Genomic DNA, 18895 nt, shown 5'->3' with positions numbered 1-18895 from the left:
CACGAAAGAAGATGCTAAAAAGAGATTTTATTATGGTGCAAATTGAAGAGCTTAGCAAAGTCATCGTTCAAATCATTACCAATCGAAACAGCGGAGCTACTCGAAAAAATCAGGAACTGATCAACGTTGTGTACAACAGCTTAAAAGTGAGCAATGATTATTTAATGACAACTGCTTTAGAAGATATCCTGCATTTTCTGGATTGTGAAGATGGTGCCGGATTATACCGAATGGAACTTGCAGCTAAAACATTGCTGGAAGAAAGCTATCTGGACCCTAAACGTAAGCCAGCCTTACTCCACAAAGCACAAGAACTTCTGCAATATATACAGCAACATGACACGACATTTTCCCTCGAAAGAGTAGAACTATTGGATAATATTAAACAGCAATTAAATAAATAGATTATTCCAATAATGCTGCAACTCCTTCTGCACATCGTTCTCCATCAATAGCAGCCGAGATTATTCCACCTGCATATCCGGCACCTTCACCACAAGGGAAAAGACCTTTGACCGTTACATGCTGATAACTTTCACGATCACGGATGATACGAACGGGAGAAGACGTTCTTGTCTCTACTCCTATCATAATGGCCTCATTTGTCATAAAGCCATTTGATATTTTACCAAAATGCCGCAGACCTTCACGTAACCGCGTTGTTACAAATTCCGGCATCCAAAAATGCAGTGGTGAGGCCAATAAACCCGGAGTATAAGACGAAACCGGTAAATCAAACGAATTTTTCTTCTGGACAAAATCTACCATACGCTGCGCCGGAGCAACTTGCTTCATACCTCCATTCAACCAACAATGTTCTTCAAGTTGTTCTTGAAACTTCATCAATGCTAATTCCTTATAAGGAGCAAATTCCGGGAAATCTTCCGGGTGAATCTCTACAACCATTCCCGAATTAGCCCAACGCGATCCTCTATTCGATGGAGACATTCCATTAACAACCACTTGCTTAGGACCACTTGCCGCCGGAACTACAAAACCTCCGGGACACATACAAAACGAATATACACCTCGCTCCTTTACCTGCGTTACAAAACTATATTCAGCAGCAGGTAGATATTTTCCGCGTCCTTCTTTTCTATGATACTGAATCTGATCTATCAGTTCTTGTGGATGTTCCAGGCGAACACCAACAGCAATACCTTTTGCTTCTATCGGAATTGCTTGTTCGTGTAAATAATAATAAACGTCACGTGCAGAATGTCCGGTTGCCAGAATTACAGGACCATAAAAAGATTTTCCTGTATTCGTTTCGATACCGATCACTTCATTATCTTTCATGATAAACGCATCCATCCGGGTTTCAAAATGAACCTCTCCTCCACATTTCTTTATCTGTTCACGGATATTTTCTATTACGCGAGGCAATTTATCAGTACCGATATGCGGATGCGCATCTGCTAAAATAGAAGGACTTGCTCCATGCTGACAAAATACATTCAGTATTTTTTCTACCGATCCTCGTTTTTTACTGCGTGTATACAGCTTGCCATCCGAATAAGCTCCTGCTCCACCTTCACCAAAACTATAATTTGATTCACCGTTCACTTTGTGTTCACGGCTAATCAAGACTATATCTTTCTTACGTTCACGTACATCTTTACCACGTTCAACAATGATAGGCCGTAAACCTAATTCTATCAAGCGAAGTGCAGCAAACAATCCACCAGGTCCGGCACCAACGACGACGACAGATTTACAGTTAGAGACATCCTGATACTCCACCGATTGATATTCGGGAGTTTCAGGCATTTCATTAATAAAAGCCCGGAGTTTTACGTTAATATAGATAATACGTTGGCGAGCATCTATTGAACGTTTTAAAATACGCACTGCCTGAATGTTGTCCACTGTTTCTCCTGTTTCCCGCGCAACAACATATTTTAAGGCTTGTTCATTAGCTGCCTCTTCCGGTAATATACGAAGTTGTAATTCTGTTATCATATTCTATTCTAAAAAAACGCCCATTCGGAAGGAATTTTGATTTCTTCCGAGAGAAAATAAATTTTCTTCCGAATGAAACAAAAATAACTACCCGAACAATTGCCTGAAAGCCTCTTCCACTTTTTTGACTTGTACAATCTGGATTTTACATTTATTTATATCGAAACCTTTCAAATTATTATGTGGAATAATAATCCGGGAAAAGCCCAATTTTTCAGCTTCCAATATCCGTTGTTCAATACGGTTAACCGGACGAATCTCTCCGGACAAACCAACTTCTCCCGCCATACAAATCCCCGGCTCTATGCTAATATCCAAACTGGAAGACAAAACGGAACTGATTACCGCCAAATCTATAGCCGGATCATTCACTTTCAAACCTCCGGCAATATTCAGGAACACATCTTTTTGTATTAATTTAAAACCTGCACGCTTTTCCAATACTGCCAGCAACATATTCATACGGCGTAAATCAAATCCGGTTGCACTTCTCTGAGGAGTTCCATATACTGCCGAACTTACTAATGCTTGTGTCTCTATAAGAAATGGACGAACGCCTTCTATTGCTGCTGCAATAGCCACACCACTCAATCCTTCATGGTTTTGCGTAAGAAGTAACTCAGAAGGATTACTTACCTCCCGAAGCCCATTCTGCCGCATTTCGTAAATTCCTAATTCTGCAGTACTTCCAAAACGATTTTTTATACTGCGTAGAATACGATACATATAATGTTGGTCTCCTTCAAATTGGAGAACCGTATCAACAATATGTTCCAACACCTTAGGACCGGCAATACTACCTTCCTTATTAATATGCCCAATCAATAAGACAGGTACACCGCTTTCTTTCGCATATTTCAAAATTGCAGCACTACATTCGCGTACCTGAGATATACTACCCGGCGAAGATTCCACCATCTCAGTAAATATTGTTTGTATGGAATCTATAATTAGCAAATCCGGTTGTACATTTTTTGCCTGTACAAATATTTGTTCCAGACTTGTTTCACATAAAATAAAACAATCCGAATTATCATAATTCAAACGGTCTGCACGCAATTTAAGCTGTTTACTGCTTTCCTCTCCAGATACATATAAAGTCTTTAGACCTTGTAGTCCCAGCACTGTTTGCAAAACTAATGTAGATTTACCAATACCTGGTTCACCACCAATTAGGACTAACGAACCTTTTACCAAACCACCGCCTAATACACGGTTTAATTCTGCATCCTTCAAATCTATACGAGTTTCTTCTTCAGAAGTAATATCTCTTAACAGTACCGGACGGACTTTCGTATTATCCGAAATACCGGGAATCGAATGTCTTGAAGAAACGTCCTTCGCTATCACCTCTTCCACATAGGTATTCCATTCGCCACAGTTAGGACATTTACCAAGCCATTTAGGAGAATCTGCCCCACAGTTAGAACAAACATATACTGTTTTAGTCTTTGCCATGCTTATATATTTTGCAGTAAAGGTACAAAAACTATTCTATCGTCTGTATATCTGTTGTAGGACCGTCTACAACCAAGACACCTTCCGGAGTTATGTGCATTTTATCAATAAAAACAACACGTTCTTCACCTGTTTTTTGTGTACGTCCATGATAAACACAATACATCTGTTTCCGATCTTTAGACCAAGTAATACTATTATGACCCGTTCCAGTTACAATACCACCTTTTGCCGTATTTTTCTCCAATACAGGATTATTATCAGCTTTTTTAAAAGGACCTAACGGGCTTTCCGAGACAGCATAACCCACAGCATAATTTTCTCCTCCAAAGAAGTTGGCGGAATACATCATATAATACAAGTCATTATGTTTAAAAATAAATGAACCTTCCGTCCAACGTCTATTTACTTCTCCCGATGTTACAGAACGACTCTCCCACTCACTCTGTTTATCTGTCAATGAAACAGGAGGACGCAACAAAAGAACAGGTTCACCTATTACTTGTGTAAAGTCAGGAGATATTTCAACACCATATATCCAACTTTCTTCCACTTCATTAAACAAACCCTTCCTCTTCGCTTCTTCTGCAATTTCACTTTCTACCGGATGCTTATAGCAACAACGGGAATAATATAAAAAACATTTGCCATTCTCATCTTGTAATATATTGCCGTCTATTACCGGATAACCAGGGTCAAACAAAGGTTTATCCCGGAGCTCTACAAATGGTCCGGTCGGTTTATCTGCTACAGCTACACCAATACGGAAATTTTCCTCTTCATTCGTCGGATTATAACGCCAGTCTGCACTATAAAACATATAAAACTTTCCATCTTTCTCATACACTTCCGGAGCCCAGAAGTTAGCCACGGCCCATGACTGAGGAGTATTACCCTGATATACTTGCCCTTCGGACTTCCAGCTTATCAGATCATCCGATGAATAAACACAAAAACCATCTACAGCGCCAGCCCCTGTTCCATACATATAATAACGTCCGTCTGAAGCCAATAAAATATAAGGATCGCCGAATTGTACAGACAAAGGATTAGAATACGTTAATGTAACTTTATCTTTTATTTTTGAGCCGGAAGGAACAGGTTGTGGTTCAGACAAAGAATGTGGTATACCAAAATTAGGCGTTCCGTCTGTATCCCATGTAAACTTCTGCAAACGTACGTCACGATTCCAGCCAGGTATTGTATCTTTCTTTGAATGGTATACTATATAAAACTCAGTTCCATCCGGAGATGTTGTAAATGAGGCATGACCAACTCCATACACATCATCCGTCCCCTGAAAAACAGGTTGTTCGCTTTTTATCCAATTATCCGGATTCATCGGATCAGCATCAGAGGCAGTTAAACGTAATGAGGCTAATTTATAAGTAGGCAACCATGATTGGCAACAAGAATAAATAATAAACACATCCCCATTATGTACCAACACTTCCGGTCCTTCATTCAAGTCCAAATCACCTCCCACTTCATAAGGTTTATCAGGCATAGAAATCAACTGCCGATTAGAAGAAATTGTCCATGGGTTCTCCATTTCTGCAATATACAACATTTGCGATGTATGGTCCGTATTTTCCTGATTTTTCCATCCGGACCACACAGCATATAACTTATTGTTCAGTCCAAACACAGTCATATCAATAGCCCAGCGGTTAGAATCCCAATTACCGATGCTGTCACCTGTATATAACATGCCTTTATCAATATATTCGCCCTGAGGATCATCTGTTACCGATTCCAAAACTCCGGCACATTGATGAATAAACGGAGGTCCGCTTTCTCCTGCAGCATAGTAAATATACCAACGTCCATTCAAATAATGTAACTCCGGAGCCCAGATACAATCCGAGTTCCAACCTACATTTGGTGCTTTCCAAACAGGTTTCAAATCTCCGGGAATATGTAACAAAGCAGATTTCCCGACAGAAATAGTGTGATCTTTGGTTGATGCACAATAATAATAAATATCATCTTTTTTGATAATCCAGGGATCAGCTCCATTTTCGATAATAGGATTCTGATAATATGTTGTCTCTTGCGCCACTTTTTTCTCTATACATGAAAAAGAGATAAATAAGGCGCACACAGAAAGCACTATGACTTTATATATATTCATAATCATTTTATTTTTAGTTACCATCTTGGAATTTCCAAGTCGTCTTTGCTTAGCAATGCAGGAAATTTGGCATGTGGTTCTGTCTGATACCAGAAAACTGTAGATGCAATATCCGACTTCTGATTATTATAACGAAAATCATGACGCCAACCCAAATCTTGAATCGTAACCTTTAAATACTTATCAAAACGAACCGGGTCTAATATATGCCAACGATACAAACCGAATGCTGTTACTGCACGGTATAAGCCATCCGGACGAATTACTTGATGCATACCAGCATAAGGAGTAGTGAATTCCTGATATTGATGAGTTTTTGAATTTTCAAAGTTATAAGAACCACAGAAATAATCTTCGGTGCCTGTTCCGCAAATTGTCGGATATTCTTTATCACCATCCATATAGAATTTAATTTCACCTTCTCCCCACCAACAATTATCGTTTACACGCCATGCCAAATAAGTTCCTACATATTGTCCTTTCCCCTTAATTCCATCAACAAGCGTATGCAAAGAACCTTTTGTCGGATTGGAACGACGGAATTGAGCATGAAAATAACCTTCATCATCAGGAACATTTGTCAATGTATAATTTATCTGATAATATAGACGCATCTCTTCACGGTCATTGATATTTTCTACTGTAATCCTTGCCTTTTTACGGAATGGCATTTTCCAATAACAATTAAAAGCACTGCCTGGATTCACACAAACAGCCAATGAAGAGAGCTGGGCATATTCATTATATGCACTACAGAAAAAATCCCCGATCGGACATTCCACAGAAGGTTCTTTCTCCTCATCCCAGTACATACGAATGATTGAGAAACGCCAGTTACCAGTTGGCGTCATCCAAATCTGTTGAATAGCTCCCGGACCATCGATTTCTGCAATAGTAATCGTTTCGCCAGGTTTAATAATAATATAAGGATTCACTTTCCAACCTTTACCTAAATCTTTGGCTGCCGCCCATGCGTTAGCTTTATTCCTAACATCTTTGTCCTTTACAGGATCAGCCATACCACCTTTCCCCTGTTCACCCGTATAATTTTCAGGACTAATTGAACGAGTCTTGGCATCAGACAGGCGGGAAAGCGTTCCCATATTCATATCCAAACCATTAAAAGGATAATTCTGAGCATGTACATAGCCGCCTATGGCTAACAAAATAATTAATAAGACACTAATCTTCTTTTTCATTGAATATACAGTATTAGATTATATTTGTTATTATGCTTCAAAGATAATATATCTTCCTGAAAAACGTATTTCCATCTGTCTCTACATAAAATTTCCCTCCGGTTATATTATGTTATAATCGGAGGGAAGAAAATTCACAGATACTATTATTTTATTCTTTATTTATACCAAACAGGACCTGGTTTATTTCCCATTTCAAACTCCAATGTAGCGCCACTCATAATAAGATCATGCGTGATATAGCTTTTATCATACAACTTGCCATTTACTTTGACAGATTGAATATATATATTCTCTGAACTTACAGCAGGAGCTGATATTGTAAATGTTTTACCATTTGCTAAATTCATCTTCACTTCCGGGAATAAAGGCGTCCCTATTTCATACTGTTGATTAGCCGGATTTACAGGATAAAATCCCATTGCACTAAATACAAACCAAGCAGACATCTGCCCGCAATCTTCATTACCGCAAATACCATCAGGAGCATTCAAATACAGATCATGCAATACCTGCGCCACATACTTTTGTGTCTTCCACGGTTGATCCACTTTATTATATAAATAAATAACATGGTGGCTAGGTTCATTTCCATGCGCATACTGTCCGATCATACCTGTACTGAAAATGGGAAGTTCTTCACTAGTAGGAGCATATGTAAACATACTGTCCAACTTCTGGGTAAAGCGTTCTTTCCCTCCAACTAAACCTATCAAACCATCTAAATCCTGCGGTACATACCAAAAATATTGCCAACCATTGCTTTCACAAATATCTTCCGTATAGTCGTCTGGGCTAAAAGATGGATTAAAATGTCCGTTCTCATCACGCGGCTGCATGAAAGAGGTTACAGGATTATAAAGATTCTTGTAATTAAGAGAACGTTTGAAAAATTCATCCGCAATCTCTTTTTTACCCATCTTTTCAGCCATTAATGCAATACAATAATCATCAAAAGCATATTCCATAGTCTTGGAGAGCGACCAGTTTTCCCATTTCTTAGGATCACTAAACGCAGGAACATATCCCTTCTTCTTATATAGCCCAATTCCTCTATAATCATCTCTGTTGGCCGTTTCGATACAGGCTTGCAAAGCTTTTTCAGGATCAAAATTGCCAATTCCTTTCAAATAAGCATCTACAATTACAGGAACAGCATGATAACCTATCATCATATTTGTTTCATGTCCGTATAAATTCCATAACGGCAATGCTCCACTCTGTTCATAGAAATTCAGGAAAGATTGAACCATATCACCTGTTCGCTCCGGCTGAAGATAAGTGTACAGCGGATGAGTTGCACGATATGTATCCCATAAAGAAAAAGTAGAATAATTATCCCATCCATTCGTTTTATGTATCTGATTGTCGGGACCATAATAAGATCCGTCTACATCGCTATATAACGTAGGAGCAATCATTGCATGATATAACGCAGTATAGAATTTCACTTTATCATCCGTGTTATTGCCTTTCACCTCTATCTTGGAAAGTTCTTTATTCCATTTTTGTACAGCTTGAGCATGATAACGATCAAAATCATTTTCCGTAACTTCTGCTTGCAGATTCTTTGCAGCTCCTTCCATACTAACACCTGAAATACCTGTATTGACAAGTATCTGTTCGTCTTTCTCCGTATTAAAATCAAAACGTGCTACATAAGCAGTACCAATCCATCCTTTCTCTTTCGTCACAACAGATGTAGTGTCCATCTGATATGCCACAAATGGCTTAGAGAAACGTGTCTGAAAATAAATATGCTGATTAGGAGACCAACCTTGAGAGAAACGATATCCACGGATAGTAACCGAATCGAGCACTTCTATATACGAATCCAACGTAAAATCCCAATTCATTGCCTTTTTCAGATTAAGAAAGACAGAAGCATCTGCTTTAGGGAATGTGTAGCGTTGAATACCACAACGGTCCGTAGCCGTAAGTTCTACATTAATATTATAATCCTGTAGTAATACGCGATAATAACCGGCAGAAGCGGCTTCATCGTTATGAGAAAAAGTGGAATATATGCCTAGTGGAGCAGGAGCTTCTTTATACGGACGTGTTACCGGCATAAATGATATATCATATAAATCGCCCGCTCCTGTACCGGAAAGATGCGTATGGCTAAAGCCTGCTATGGTTGAATCGGGATAGAAATAGCCTGAAATACGATCCCACCCCGGCAGACCGTTATCCGGGCTTAACTGTACCATTCCGAAAGGAACCTGTGCTCCCGGATATGTATTACCGGTAAAATCCGTACCGATAAAAGGATTTACATACTGAGCATAATCTGTCTCCTGTTTCTTCTCAGGCGTACAAGCTATAATAGCCAGTAAGGAGAGCGCCAATATGGATTTGTGCTTCATGCTATATTCTTTTTGTTTTGAGCATTGACAAAGATAAGAAAAGATTTTCGATTGTCAGCAATATTCGGATGAATATGGACTGTACTTAGTAGCCTGACTTTTTGGCATTATCCCTTGTATCTATTACCGCTAGTATGATTATCAGCAGTTCCTTTATTATACTATTCTTTCTTTTTACAATTCTACAAAATCCAGGAAACGTTTCAGCCCCATAATCAAGACAGAGCGGGGGCAGGCGATATTCCATCGCATAAAACCCTCTCCTTCTTCTCCGTAAATAGTTCCAGCATTTAACCACAATTGGGCTTTTTCTTTCAGCAAATGTTCTAATTCTGATGAAGTCTTACCCAATGCCGAGCAATCCATCCATACCAGATAAGTTCCTTCCGGTTTCATTATTGGGAATTGTGGAAGATATGCTTTGCAAAAATCCTTCATGCAACAATAATTCTCAAAAAGATAAGCTTTCAAATCATCAAGCCATTTCTCTCCCTCGTTATAAGCAGCCATCAATGCTTCCACACCAAAAGGATTTACATCGCATACTTCATTGACATTAATTGCTTTATCAATCTTTTTCCGTCTTTCCTTATCCGAAACAATGATATTAGCTATTTGAAGCCCTGCCAGATTGAAGGCTTTGCTGGGCGATACGCAAGTAACAGAATGGTGCTGAAATTTATCGGAAATAGAAGCAAAAGGTATGTAAACATGTCCGGGAAACGTCAATTCACAATGTATTTCATCCGATATCACTAACACATTATGACGGATGCAAATTTCACCTATACGTATCAGTTCTTCCCGAGTCCATACGCGTCCTACCGGATTATGCGGATTACATAGAAGTAAAAGTTGCACCTTCGGGTCAGCAACCTTTTGTTCCAAATCATCGAAATCCATGTAGTAAGTATTGCCCACACGAATAAGCGGACTGGAAACAAATTCGCATCCATTATTACGGATGGAAGAAAAGAAACAATTATAGACCGGTGTCTGCACCAGTACCCTGTCTCCCGGAACGGTCAGAGCCTTGATAACGGCAGACAGAGCCGGAACTACGCCCGATGTGTAGATCATCCAGTCCTTTTCTATCTTCCATCCGTGTCGCCGGGCAAACCAGTTTATTACTGCTTCGTAGTAAGCGGAAGGAACTTTGGTGTAACCGAAGATTCCATGTTCCACCCGTTTGCGCAATGCCTCCACCACAGGGGGAGCCGTACGGAAATCCATATCGGCTACCCACATGGGCAGAACATCTTCCGCCTGCGCGGAATCCCATTTATAGGAATTGGTTCCACGTCGGGGAACTATCTCATCAAAATTATATTTCATTGGTTAAAGCAAGTTAGGTTATCCCACAAATTCAGTTCGCAGTCTGCCGGAGCTTTGATGTTTTTGTCAATGATAATAGCACCGTAACTTTCGGCAATGATGCTTCCGGTACGCGGATTCTTTACACTATGTATAGGGCTGTTGATGGTTGCCTGCACGCTGGCGTATTCAAAAGCAAGGTCGCAGTCGTCGGCCATCGTGCAATTCTCCATTACCAGATCGTGGGTATAGCAAAGGGGCTGAGTGCCTGAAATCTTGCAGTTCACCAGACGCAGGTTATGGGAATGCCAACCCAGGTATTCGCCATTCAGTTCTGAATCATATACCGTTACATTTTCGGTGTTCCAAAAGGCATCCTTTGAGTTGATGATGGCGTTGCGTATTTCTACATTCTTGCAGTATTGAAAGGAGTAGTTACCATTTTGGCTGTAATTATCAATACGGATATTCTCACCGTGCATAAACAGGTAATCGGCTTTGTCTATCTGTACATTTTTCAATTCCACGTTGCGGCAATGCCATAGGGTTTCCAATGCATTGGGGAGTTGTACGTTCTCCAGCTTAATTCCGTCCATTTCGCGGAACATCTTCGGGGCTTCTACTACCGTGTCCGTCATTTGCAGATTTTGTGAGTACCACAGGGCAGCGCGTGCTCCTTCTGTAAAGAAGCAGTCCTTTACGATAAAGCCGTTATTATGCCAGAAAGGGTATTTGCCTTCGAAACGGCAATTTACTGCAATAATATTACTACATTCTTTCAGGGCAGATTCACCGGTGTGAATGGTTACATTTTCCAGCTGCAAGTCGTGTGTCGCAAACAAAGGGCGTTCACCTTCGTATTCTTTGTTCTTTATTATTTCCATTGATTTAATTAGTTGCTTCAATTATAATACCAAACTCATTTATAGATAAATCGGTAATCCTACTTTAAATATTCCTTATAAAAAAGTTCAATCTTGTCAAAAGGAATGATGTCTGTCTTGTCATAAAGGTCGGTATGGACTGCACCGGGGATGATAAGCAAATGCTTGTTATCACCTTTCAGCTTTTTGAAAGCATCTTCACCCATATAACGCGAATGTGCTTTCTCACCGTGAATGACCATTATGGCGCTACGTATCTCATCACTGTAAGCAAGAATGGGAGCGTTGAGGAATGCCAAAGTTGATGTCATATTCCAGCCAAGCCCCGAGTTGATAGAGCGAGGATGATAGCCACGCTTTGTCTTGTAATAATCATAATAGTCTTTCATAAACTGCGGCGCATCATCGGCGGGTTCGGGGTTCATGACATTGCGTTGATAAGTGCCGTTTTTGGCGTCAATGGTGCGCTGGGCATTCAGTTGCTGCCGCACCCTGTATCGTTCATCGGCTGTCATCTTATCATAATAACCGTTGGCGGTGCATCGGCTGATGTCGTACATTGTAGATGCTATGGTGGCCTTTATGCGTGTGTCATTGGCAGCAGCATTGATAGCAAAGCCGCCCCAACCGCAAATGCCAAGTATGCCGATACGTTCTGCATCCACATCATTGCGTGCCGCAAGATAGTCCACAGCAGCACTGAAATCTTCCGTGTTGAGGTCGGGTGAGGCAATGTTGCGAGGCTGCCCTCCGCTCTCGCCGGTAAACGAGGGGTCGAAAGCAATAGTCAGGAAGCCGCGTTCGGCAAGTGCTTGTGCATAAAGCCCTGACGACTGCTCTTTCACAGCACCGAACGGACCACTCACGGCAATGGCTGCAAGTTCGCCCTCTGCATTCTTGGGGACATACATATCTGCGGCAAGCGTGATGCCATAACGGTTACGGAAGGTTACCTTACTATGCGACACTTTGTCGCTTTGCGGGAATGTCTTGTCCCATTCCTGTGTCAATTCCAATTTTTCCATATTCACATCTGTTGTTTTAATTGTTTGTGCAACGGCTGTTGTACCTATAACTGACAGTCCGGCTGCAATAATTGTCTTTATATTCATAATGTACTCTATTTTCAGATGTTTCACAATAATCGTTTTGAGCATATTGTTTTCATCTTGTCATTCTTAATTTAGTCTTTATCCCGTATCTCAAAAGTTATACTTACATTACCTGCTCCGAGTACTGCTGACAAACCTGACGGATTGTCGATTCTACCTATTCGTGTATAGCTGTATGCGCTTGAAAAGGTTTCATAGAACAGCACCAAGCAGTTAGAACCGTAAAGCAACAGATCGCCTTCCTGTATCGTACCCGGTTGGTAAGGATTTGTCGGCAGGTTATTTGAAAGATAGTAGAATTTCTCGTTGCCGTTCATCTCATTCATCGTCACAGTCATTGGCAGTGATGCCTTAAATGCCTGTGATGTTTCGTTATCGACAAGCGTAACCGTGAAAGAGGCTGAACCGATAGATATTTTAAGATTATTACTCATAGGATTGTTTATATTGCCATTATTATCATCCGGTTCATCAGGAGCTATCGGTTGCTCTATTTCCTCGATGTGCTCATCCGGGTTGCATGCTGTCAGGTTTACTGATAAGGATAATGCCATGAAAGCAATCATTAAATAGTATTTCATATTACCCTATATTTTATTTAACCTATTTATAGCCAACTAACCATTGCACCATTTCCAGGTCATAGTGCGAGAAGAACAAACTTTTTTTCTGGTCAAGCCCGCCTATTTCCTGCATATCTTCATTCGTCAATGCAAAGTCGAATACATTGAAGTTTTCAATCATTCGCTCTTTACGAGCGGACTTTGGAATAACAATTACACCTCGTTGGATAAGGAAACGCAACGCTGTCTGCGCTACCGACTTGCCGTATTTTTCACCGATAGTTTTCAGAATAGTGTTCGTAAAGAACTCATTCCGTCCCTCGGCAAACGGCCCCCATGACATGACGTGCGTACCGTAACGTTCCATGATTTTCTGCGGTTCCACCTGTTGGTTGAATACGTGTGTTTCCACTTGGTTGACCATTGGCTTTATTTCACAGAACTCCGCCAAGTCCACGAAACGGTCGGGATAGAAATTACTTACGCCGATGGCACGCGCCTTGCCGGTCTTGTAGGCTTCTTCCATAGCACGATAAGTGCCGTAATAGTCGTTGAAGGGCTGATGAATTAATAACAAATCCACATAGTCGCTTTGTAATTTGCGCAAAGATTCGTCAATGGATGCCTTCGCTTGTTCATAACCCGCATTGGAAATCCATACTTTGGTGGTGATGAAAATCTCATCACGGGCAATACCGCTTTTCTTCACGGCACGTCCCACGCTTTCTTCGTTGTAATAAGCTTGCGCGGTATCAATGGAACGGTAACCTACGCTTAAGGCATCTGCTACGCAACGTTCACATTCTTCAGGTGTCACTTGATAAACGCCGTAGCCCAATATCGGCATTTCGACGCCATTGTTTAATTTTACTATTTCCATTTTTAATTATCGTTATTGTTATCCACTACATAGATTCATTCTTTGTCTTTTTTCAGATTCTCACGAAAGAAGTATTCTATTCTATCATAGGGAATCATGTTAGCCTTATTGTCATAGAGATCCACATGGGTTGCACCGGGAATAATCATAAGCTCCTTATTGTCACCTCTCAACTTTTTGAATGCATCTTCACTGAAATAGCGGGAATGTGCTTTCTCTCCATGAATCAAAAGTACTGCACTGCGTATTTCATCGCTATAAGAAAGTAAGGGCATATTGATAAAGGAAAGAGCCGAAGTCTTGTTCCATCCTCCATTAGAATTGAGGGAGCGTTTATGGTATCCACGTGCCGTCTTGTAATAGCCGTAATATTCTTTCACGAACCAAGGTGCATCCTCCGGCAACGGGTCAGCCACTCCGCCTCCAAGTTCATACGATCCATTCTTTGCATCAATCGTGCGCTGGGCATTGAGTTGTTTGCGGAGTTCATAACGCTGGCCGGCATCCATTGAATCGAAATAGCCGTTAGCGTTCACCCGGCTCATATCGTACATTGTAGAAGCTACTGTCGCTTTGATTCGGGTGTCTATTGCCGCTGCATTTATAGCCATACTGCCCCAGCCGCAAATACCTATGATCCCGATGCGTTCTGAGTCTACATTATCACATATAGAGAGGAAATCCACGGCAGCACAAAAATCTTCGGTATTGATGTCCGGTGAAGCTACATAGCGAGGTTCGCCGCTGCTCTCACCGGTGTATGACGGATCGAAAGCAATGCTCAGGAAGCCGCGTTCAGCCATCGTCTGGGCATAAAGGCCTGATGATTGCTCCTTTACGGCACCGAAAGGTCCACATACGGCAATAGCTGCCAATTTTCCTTCAGCGTTCTTCGGAGTGTACATATCTGCCGCTAACGTAATGCCATAACGGTTACGGAATGTCACTTTACTGTGATTTACTTTGTCACTTTTCGGGAAGACTTTATCCCACTCTTTTGTTAATTCTAAAGTATCCATCTTTTTATCAGTTATTTCATTTCAATAAATATTTTCTCATAATGACCAGTGTGCTAAATCAGTACTATTATATTTGCTTTCCCATCCCGTATGCTTCTTGCAGGGCAGGATTACCTTTTATCTCTCCTGCGTGCCACACTCCGGTTGCAAGTAACTTTCCTTTTACTACCGGGTTTTCCAGGCAATCAATGAAGCCCATCAGATTATCAAAAACGTGCTCCAAAAGGGGGCGCCCCCCGTCTCCTTCGGCAGCGGCGGCTAGAAAATAGAACTCCTTGTTTGTCATTTCGGTGTAAGGACCACAGCAACGGTCCAGCATTGTTTTCAGTTGCGCGCTCATCGCATAGAAATAAACAGGGGTTGCCAGTACAATGACATCGGCAGCCAACATCTTGCCGATAATCTCGGCAGCATCGTCTTTTTGAGGGCATGGTTTTCTGTATTGGCTACATACGCTGCACCCTGTGCAATAGTTGATTGTTTTGTCTCCCAGGAAAACCTTTTCCACTTCATTCCCGGCTTCTACTGCTCCGCGCATAAATTCATCGCAAAGGGTATCGGAGTTTCCTCCGCGTCGCGGACTGGATGATAGTATAAGTACTTTCTTACTCATAATTGTATGTTGTTTTAATTGGTTATTTTTCATGTTGCAAAAATACATTGTTACAGGGAGGTACTTTGTAGATAAATTACGGATAACATGACCCGAATTACGGAAATGTTGCCTTTCTGCCGTTCTTGGATAAACCGGTGACGGGGATAGCCTGCTTAAAACAGTAATAATGGTTGGATAATCAGTAATTTATGCACAAGCCATTTACTGAATGGAACGTATCTTTGTCGCAGCAACTCAATATGAAATAGTGAAAAAACAATTTATATGAGAATGATTAACAAACTGATAGCAGCAGCGCTACTGACCGTAGCCGTCTGCCATCCCATTAATGCACAACAGAATATGGAAAATGTATTGAATGAACGGCAACGGAATATGGTTGCCATCGCGTGCCTTGAGGCAAAGGGTGATTTGGAAAATCTTTCGGAAGCCATCCATACAGGTTTGGACGAAGGCCTGACAATCAGTGAAATAAAAGAAGCACTCTCACATCTCTATGCCTACACCGGCTTTCCCCGCAGCCTTAATGCCTTGGGAGTCCTCCGGCAAATATTGGAGGAGCGCAAGGCAAAGGGCATTATAGATAAGGAAGGCAAAGATGCCGATGCATTGCCCCAAGATTTTGATGCCTTGAAAGAAGGCACGGCTGTGCAGACCCGCCTTAGCGGCACTCCCTTCAATTATACGTTTGCCCCAGCTACCGATTATTATTTGAAAGCGCATCTTTTCGGCGATATTTTCGCACGAAACAATTTGACTTTCCCGGAACGTGAGCTAGTGACCGTCAGCGCCCTGTCCGGCATCAAAGGTGTGGAGCCTCAACTGAAATCGCATGTGCGTGGAGCAAAGAACATGGGACTGACGGATGCGGAAATACATTCCATCCCCGGCGTACTGCTGCAAAAAGTAGGCGAGACCGAGGCTTATCGTGCGGAGAAAGCCATCGCCGAAGTCTATGGTGAAGAACTGAAAGAAGGCGAACCCATAGAGAACAGTGTATTCCCGAAGGGTGAACCGAATACCTCCTATGCCCCTTATTTTATAGGGAACAGTTACTTGGCTCCGCTGGCAACCGGTGAGGGGAAATTGCCGGTATCAAACGTCACCTTCGAGCCGCGCTGCCGTAACAACTGGCACATTCATCACCGTGGCGGACAGATCCTGATCTGTGTAGGTGGCAGAGGCTGGTATCAGGAATGGGGCAAGCCCGCCCGGAAACTGCATTCCGGTGACGTGGTTGATATTCCTGCCGAAGTGAAACATTGGCATGGCGCCGCAGCCGACAGTTGGTTTCAGCACATCGCCATCGGTGTTCCCGCCGAAGGGGCAAGTGCCGAATGGCTGGAACCGGTGACCGATGCAGAATATGACAAACTGAAATAATCGTACCCCGATTACAGATAGTATAACCTCAATTACAGATTTCACGCATCGTCTGAAATCCTTGTAATTTTTATTTCTATCTTTGTTTTAATTCAAATATTTACGTTTACAAATACAAACTACAATGCGGATAAGTCATGCAATAACTTGGAATAATCTTATATAATGCACTATAAATATGGATGAAATAATAAAAATAGATACTATAGACAAGTACAACAAACTGTATGGGCTGGAAACCATACACCCATTGGTCGCAGTAGTGGATTTGACAAAAGCGACTACCTTCCCCAACCATGTCCGTATGAATATGGGAATTTATTCGCTTTTTTTGAAGCAGACCATATGCGGCGACTTGAAGTACGGAAAAAAGCTATACGATTATCAGGAAGGAACAATTGTCAGTTTCGCTCCCGGGCAGGTAATCGGGATTGAATTGAAGGAAGATGCCCGCCCCTCTTCAGTTGGCATTGTCTTCCATCCTGATTTGATACGGGGTACATCGCTCGGAGAGAATATCAAAAAGTATTCTTTCTTTTCTTATGAAGTAAATGAGGCACTTCACGTGTCCGAAGAGGAAAAACAAATCATCATTGATTGCCTTAATAAAGTCCGGATAGAATTGAACCACGCTATAGATAAGCACAGTAAAACACTAATAGCCAAAAACATCGAATTACTACTCGATTACTGTATGCGTTTTTATGAACGGCAGTTCAATACCCGCAGTAAAGTAAACAAAGATATCCTTATGCAGTTTGAGTCTCTGTTGGATAATTATTTTCAAGGGGAGAATGCAGAAAACAAGGGTTACCCAACCGTCAAGTATTTTGCCGACAAGGTCTTCCTTTCTCCCAACTACTTTGGTGACCTCATTAAAAAGGAAACCGGACAGACAGCCCAACAGTATATATTATCCAAGCTCATAAGCCTCGCCAAAGATCGGATTATAAATTCCAACCGGTCTGTATCCGAAATAGCCTACGAACTAGGATTTCAGTATACACAACATTTCTCTCGCTTATTCAAGAAGAATGTGGGGTGTTCACCCAATGAGTACAAGAAGATGAATGCATAATATGAAAAAAAACATATTAAATATCGAAACTGTATACGAATTCAACTGTTGTTTGGGCTGCAAGACGCTTCATCCTCTTGTCAGTGTTATTGATTTGTCAAAAGCCAATTTGGAGCAATGTACCATCAAATTTGATTTCTACACCGTCATTATGATGGAAAGCGACGTTGAAGACTTCCTGTATGGGCGTAAATATTACGATTACTCCAATGCGTCGCTCCTGTTCCTCACTCCGGGCAAGTCCATCAAAATAAGCCATCACAAGCTGCTCCGCCGGAAAGGCTGGTTGCTTGCATTCCATCCCGATTTACTCTGCCATACCCCGCTGGGTGGGCATATAGGAGATTATACATTTTTTTTCTACAAACTGGAAGAAGCCCTTCACTTGTCCTTACGCGAAAAAAGTAAAATTATGGACTGCTTGCACAACATCGGAGATGAATTGGAACACTCTATAGACTACCACAGCAAAAAACTGATTACAAAGCATATCGAACTCATGCTCGATTATTGCACCCGTTTCTATGAGCGTCAGTTCATTACACGCTGTGAGGCGAATAAATCTATCATCCGCCAGACCAATCTATTGCTGGACGAGTACATCCAATCCGGAAAGTTGAAGAAAGGAGTTTTACCTTCTACCGAATACTGTGCCGGCAAACTTCATCTGTCTACCCACTATTTCAGTGACTTATTATACTTTGAGACAGGACAGAACATCCACGAATATTTCCAGTTCAAACGATTGGAAGCATCCAAAACAATGCTATTGAAACAAGGATATACAGCTGGCACAGTAGCCGAGAAGCTAGGCTATCCAAATGTACAACAATTTAGCCGCATCTTTAAGAAGATTACAGGAATAGCCCCCGGCGATTATAAGGTAGCACAAAACTAAACATTGCTTTTTTGCCCCAATCATAC

The 18895-nt window shown here is 41.4% G+C and carries 16 protein-coding genes and 1 pseudogene; 4 read left to right on the top strand and 13 right to left on the bottom strand.

Features of this window, described 5'->3' with window-relative positions; translation table 11 throughout:
• Positions 1-32 precede the first annotated feature (32 nt).
• The gene (locus tag C1721_RS10735; RefSeq protein ID WP_234347420.1) at positions 33-404 is read left to right on the top strand and encodes a hypothetical protein; all 372 of its coding nucleotides are present in this window, start codon (positions 33-35) and stop codon (positions 402-404) included.
• 1 nt (position 405) lies between these two features.
• Here C1721_RS10735 and C1721_RS10730 read toward each other — a convergent pair whose 3' ends face one another.
• From C1721_RS10730 to C1721_RS10675, 13 genes and pseudogenes are all read right to left on the bottom strand, one after another.
• The gene (locus tag C1721_RS10730) at positions 406-1962 is read right to left on the bottom strand and encodes an NAD(P)/FAD-dependent oxidoreductase (RefSeq protein WP_102408340.1); all 1557 of its coding nucleotides are present in this window, start codon (positions 1960-1962) and stop codon (positions 406-408) included.
• 87 nt (positions 1963-2049) lie between these two features.
• Complete coding sequence (gene radA, locus C1721_RS10725; protein ID WP_102408339.1) at positions 2050-3420, bottom strand: DNA repair protein RadA; 1371 nt, start codon at positions 3418-3420, stop codon at positions 2050-2052.
• A gap of 31 nt (positions 3421-3451) precedes the next feature.
• Positions 3452-4501, bottom strand: coding sequence for a glycoside hydrolase family 43 protein (locus C1721_RS16180; protein ID WP_420872734.1), 1050 nt, complete (start codon positions 4499-4501; stop codon positions 3452-3454).
• Positions 4502-4570: 69 nt separating this feature from the next.
• Positions 4571-5554 (bottom strand): annotated as a pseudogene (locus C1721_RS16315) (glycoside hydrolase family 43 protein); the annotation flags it as partial.
• Between the two features lie 17 nt (positions 5555-5571).
• A complete protein-coding gene (locus C1721_RS10715; protein WP_102408337.1) occupies positions 5572-6753 on the bottom strand; it encodes a glycoside hydrolase family 172 protein in 1182 nt (393 codons plus the stop codon).
• A 158-nt stretch (positions 6754-6911) separates the two neighbouring features.
• Positions 6912-9122 (bottom strand): GH92 family glycosyl hydrolase, encoded by a 2211-nt coding sequence (locus C1721_RS10710; RefSeq protein ID WP_102408336.1) that lies wholly within the window; start codon positions 9120-9122, stop codon positions 6912-6914.
• A gap of 174 nt (positions 9123-9296) precedes the next feature.
• Entirely contained in the window at positions 9297-10457 is a 1161-nt protein-coding gene (locus C1721_RS10705) for a MalY/PatB family protein (protein ID WP_102408335.1), read from the bottom strand.
• Entirely contained in the window at positions 10454-11320 is an 867-nt protein-coding gene (locus C1721_RS10700) for a DUF3737 family protein (protein WP_102408334.1), read from the bottom strand. The genes C1721_RS10705 and C1721_RS10700 overlap by 4 nt, the downstream gene beginning before the upstream one ends.
• 59 nt (positions 11321-11379) lie before the next feature.
• Positions 11380-12345, bottom strand: coding sequence for an alpha/beta hydrolase (locus C1721_RS10695; protein WP_420872733.1), 966 nt, complete (start codon positions 12343-12345; stop codon positions 11380-11382).
• Between the two features lie 158 nt (positions 12346-12503).
• On the bottom strand, positions 12504-13013 hold the full coding sequence (locus C1721_RS10690) for a cyclophilin-like fold protein (RefSeq protein ID WP_102408332.1): 510 nt from the start codon (positions 13011-13013) through the stop codon (positions 12504-12506).
• A gap of 22 nt (positions 13014-13035) precedes the next feature.
• Entirely contained in the window at positions 13036-13875 is an 840-nt protein-coding gene (locus C1721_RS10685; protein ID WP_102408331.1) for an aldo/keto reductase, read from the bottom strand.
• A 35-nt stretch (positions 13876-13910) separates the two neighbouring features.
• The gene (locus C1721_RS10680; protein WP_102408330.1) at positions 13911-14894 is read right to left on the bottom strand and encodes an alpha/beta hydrolase; all 984 of its coding nucleotides are present in this window, start codon (positions 14892-14894) and stop codon (positions 13911-13913) included.
• Between the two features lie 67 nt (positions 14895-14961).
• The gene (locus tag C1721_RS10675) at positions 14962-15507 is read right to left on the bottom strand and encodes a flavodoxin family protein (RefSeq protein ID WP_102409413.1); all 546 of its coding nucleotides are present in this window, start codon (positions 15505-15507) and stop codon (positions 14962-14964) included.
• 267 nt (positions 15508-15774) lie between these two features.
• Here C1721_RS10675 and C1721_RS10670 point away from each other — a divergent pair, with 267 nt between their 5' ends.
• From C1721_RS10670 to C1721_RS10660, 3 genes are all read left to right on the top strand, one after another.
• Positions 15775-16893 (top strand): carboxymuconolactone decarboxylase family protein, encoded by a 1119-nt coding sequence (locus tag C1721_RS10670; protein ID WP_102408329.1) that lies wholly within the window; start codon positions 15775-15777, stop codon positions 16891-16893.
• Positions 16894-17071: 178 nt separating this feature from the next.
• Positions 17072-17971 (top strand): helix-turn-helix domain-containing protein, encoded by a 900-nt coding sequence (locus C1721_RS10665; RefSeq protein WP_102408328.1) that lies wholly within the window; start codon positions 17072-17074, stop codon positions 17969-17971.
• Position 17972: 1 nt separating this feature from the next.
• On the top strand, positions 17973-18869 hold the full coding sequence (locus C1721_RS10660; RefSeq protein WP_102409411.1) for a helix-turn-helix domain-containing protein: 897 nt from the start codon (positions 17973-17975) through the stop codon (positions 18867-18869).
• Positions 18870-18895: the final 26 nt, after the last annotated feature.

Source organism: Parabacteroides bouchesdurhonensis (assembly GCF_900186615.1).
GTDB classification, from domain to species: Bacteria; Bacteroidota; Bacteroidia; order Bacteroidales; family Tannerellaceae; genus Parabacteroides; species Parabacteroides bouchesdurhonensis.
This window is presented reverse-complemented; position numbering and strand designations above follow the sequence as displayed.

Excerpts from the sequence above, each read along its gene's own strand:
- C1721_RS10660 (WP_102409411.1), top strand. The coding sequence starts at position 17,973 with ATGAAAAAAAACATATTAAATATCGAAACTGTATACGAATTCAACTGT.
- C1721_RS10675 (WP_102409413.1), bottom strand. The coding sequence starts at position 15,507 with ATGAGTAAGAAAGTACTTATACTATCATCCAGTCCGCGACGCGGAGGA.
- C1721_RS10685 (WP_102408331.1), bottom strand. The coding sequence starts at position 13,875 with ATGGAAATAGTAAAATTAAACAATGGCGTCGAAATGCCGATATTGGGC.
- C1721_RS10665 (WP_102408328.1), top strand. The coding sequence starts at position 17,072 with ATGGATGAAATAATAAAAATAGATACTATAGACAAGTACAACAAACTG.
- C1721_RS10735 (WP_234347420.1), top strand. The coding sequence starts at position 33 with ATGGTGCAAATTGAAGAGCTTAGCAAAGTCATCGTTCAAATCATTACC.
- C1721_RS10695 (WP_420872733.1), bottom strand. The coding sequence starts at position 12,345 with ATGGAAAAATTGGAATTGACACAGGAATGGGACAAGACATTCCCGCAA.
- C1721_RS10705 (WP_102408335.1), bottom strand. The coding sequence starts at position 10,457 with ATGAAATATAATTTTGATGAGATAGTTCCCCGACGTGGAACCAATTCC.
- C1721_RS10680 (WP_102408330.1), bottom strand. The coding sequence starts at position 14,894 with ATGGATACTTTAGAATTAACAAAAGAGTGGGATAAAGTCTTCCCGAAA.
- C1721_RS10710 (WP_102408336.1), bottom strand. The coding sequence starts at position 9,122 with ATGAAGCACAAATCCATATTGGCGCTCTCCTTACTGGCTATTATAGCT.
- C1721_RS10700 (WP_102408334.1), bottom strand. The coding sequence starts at position 11,320 with ATGGAAATAATAAAGAACAAAGAATACGAAGGTGAACGCCCTTTGTTT.
- C1721_RS10670 (WP_102408329.1), top strand. The coding sequence starts at position 15,775 with ATGAGAATGATTAACAAACTGATAGCAGCAGCGCTACTGACCGTAGCC.
- C1721_RS10730 (WP_102408340.1), bottom strand. The coding sequence starts at position 1,962 with ATGATAACAGAATTACAACTTCGTATATTACCGGAAGAGGCAGCTAAT.
- radA (WP_102408339.1), bottom strand. The coding sequence starts at position 3,420 with ATGGCAAAGACTAAAACAGTATATGTTTGTTCTAACTGTGGGGCAGAT.
- C1721_RS10715 (WP_102408337.1), bottom strand. The coding sequence starts at position 6,753 with ATGAAAAAGAAGATTAGTGTCTTATTAATTATTTTGTTAGCCATAGGC.
- C1721_RS10690 (WP_102408332.1), bottom strand. The coding sequence starts at position 13,013 with ATGAAATACTATTTAATGATTGCTTTCATGGCATTATCCTTATCAGTA.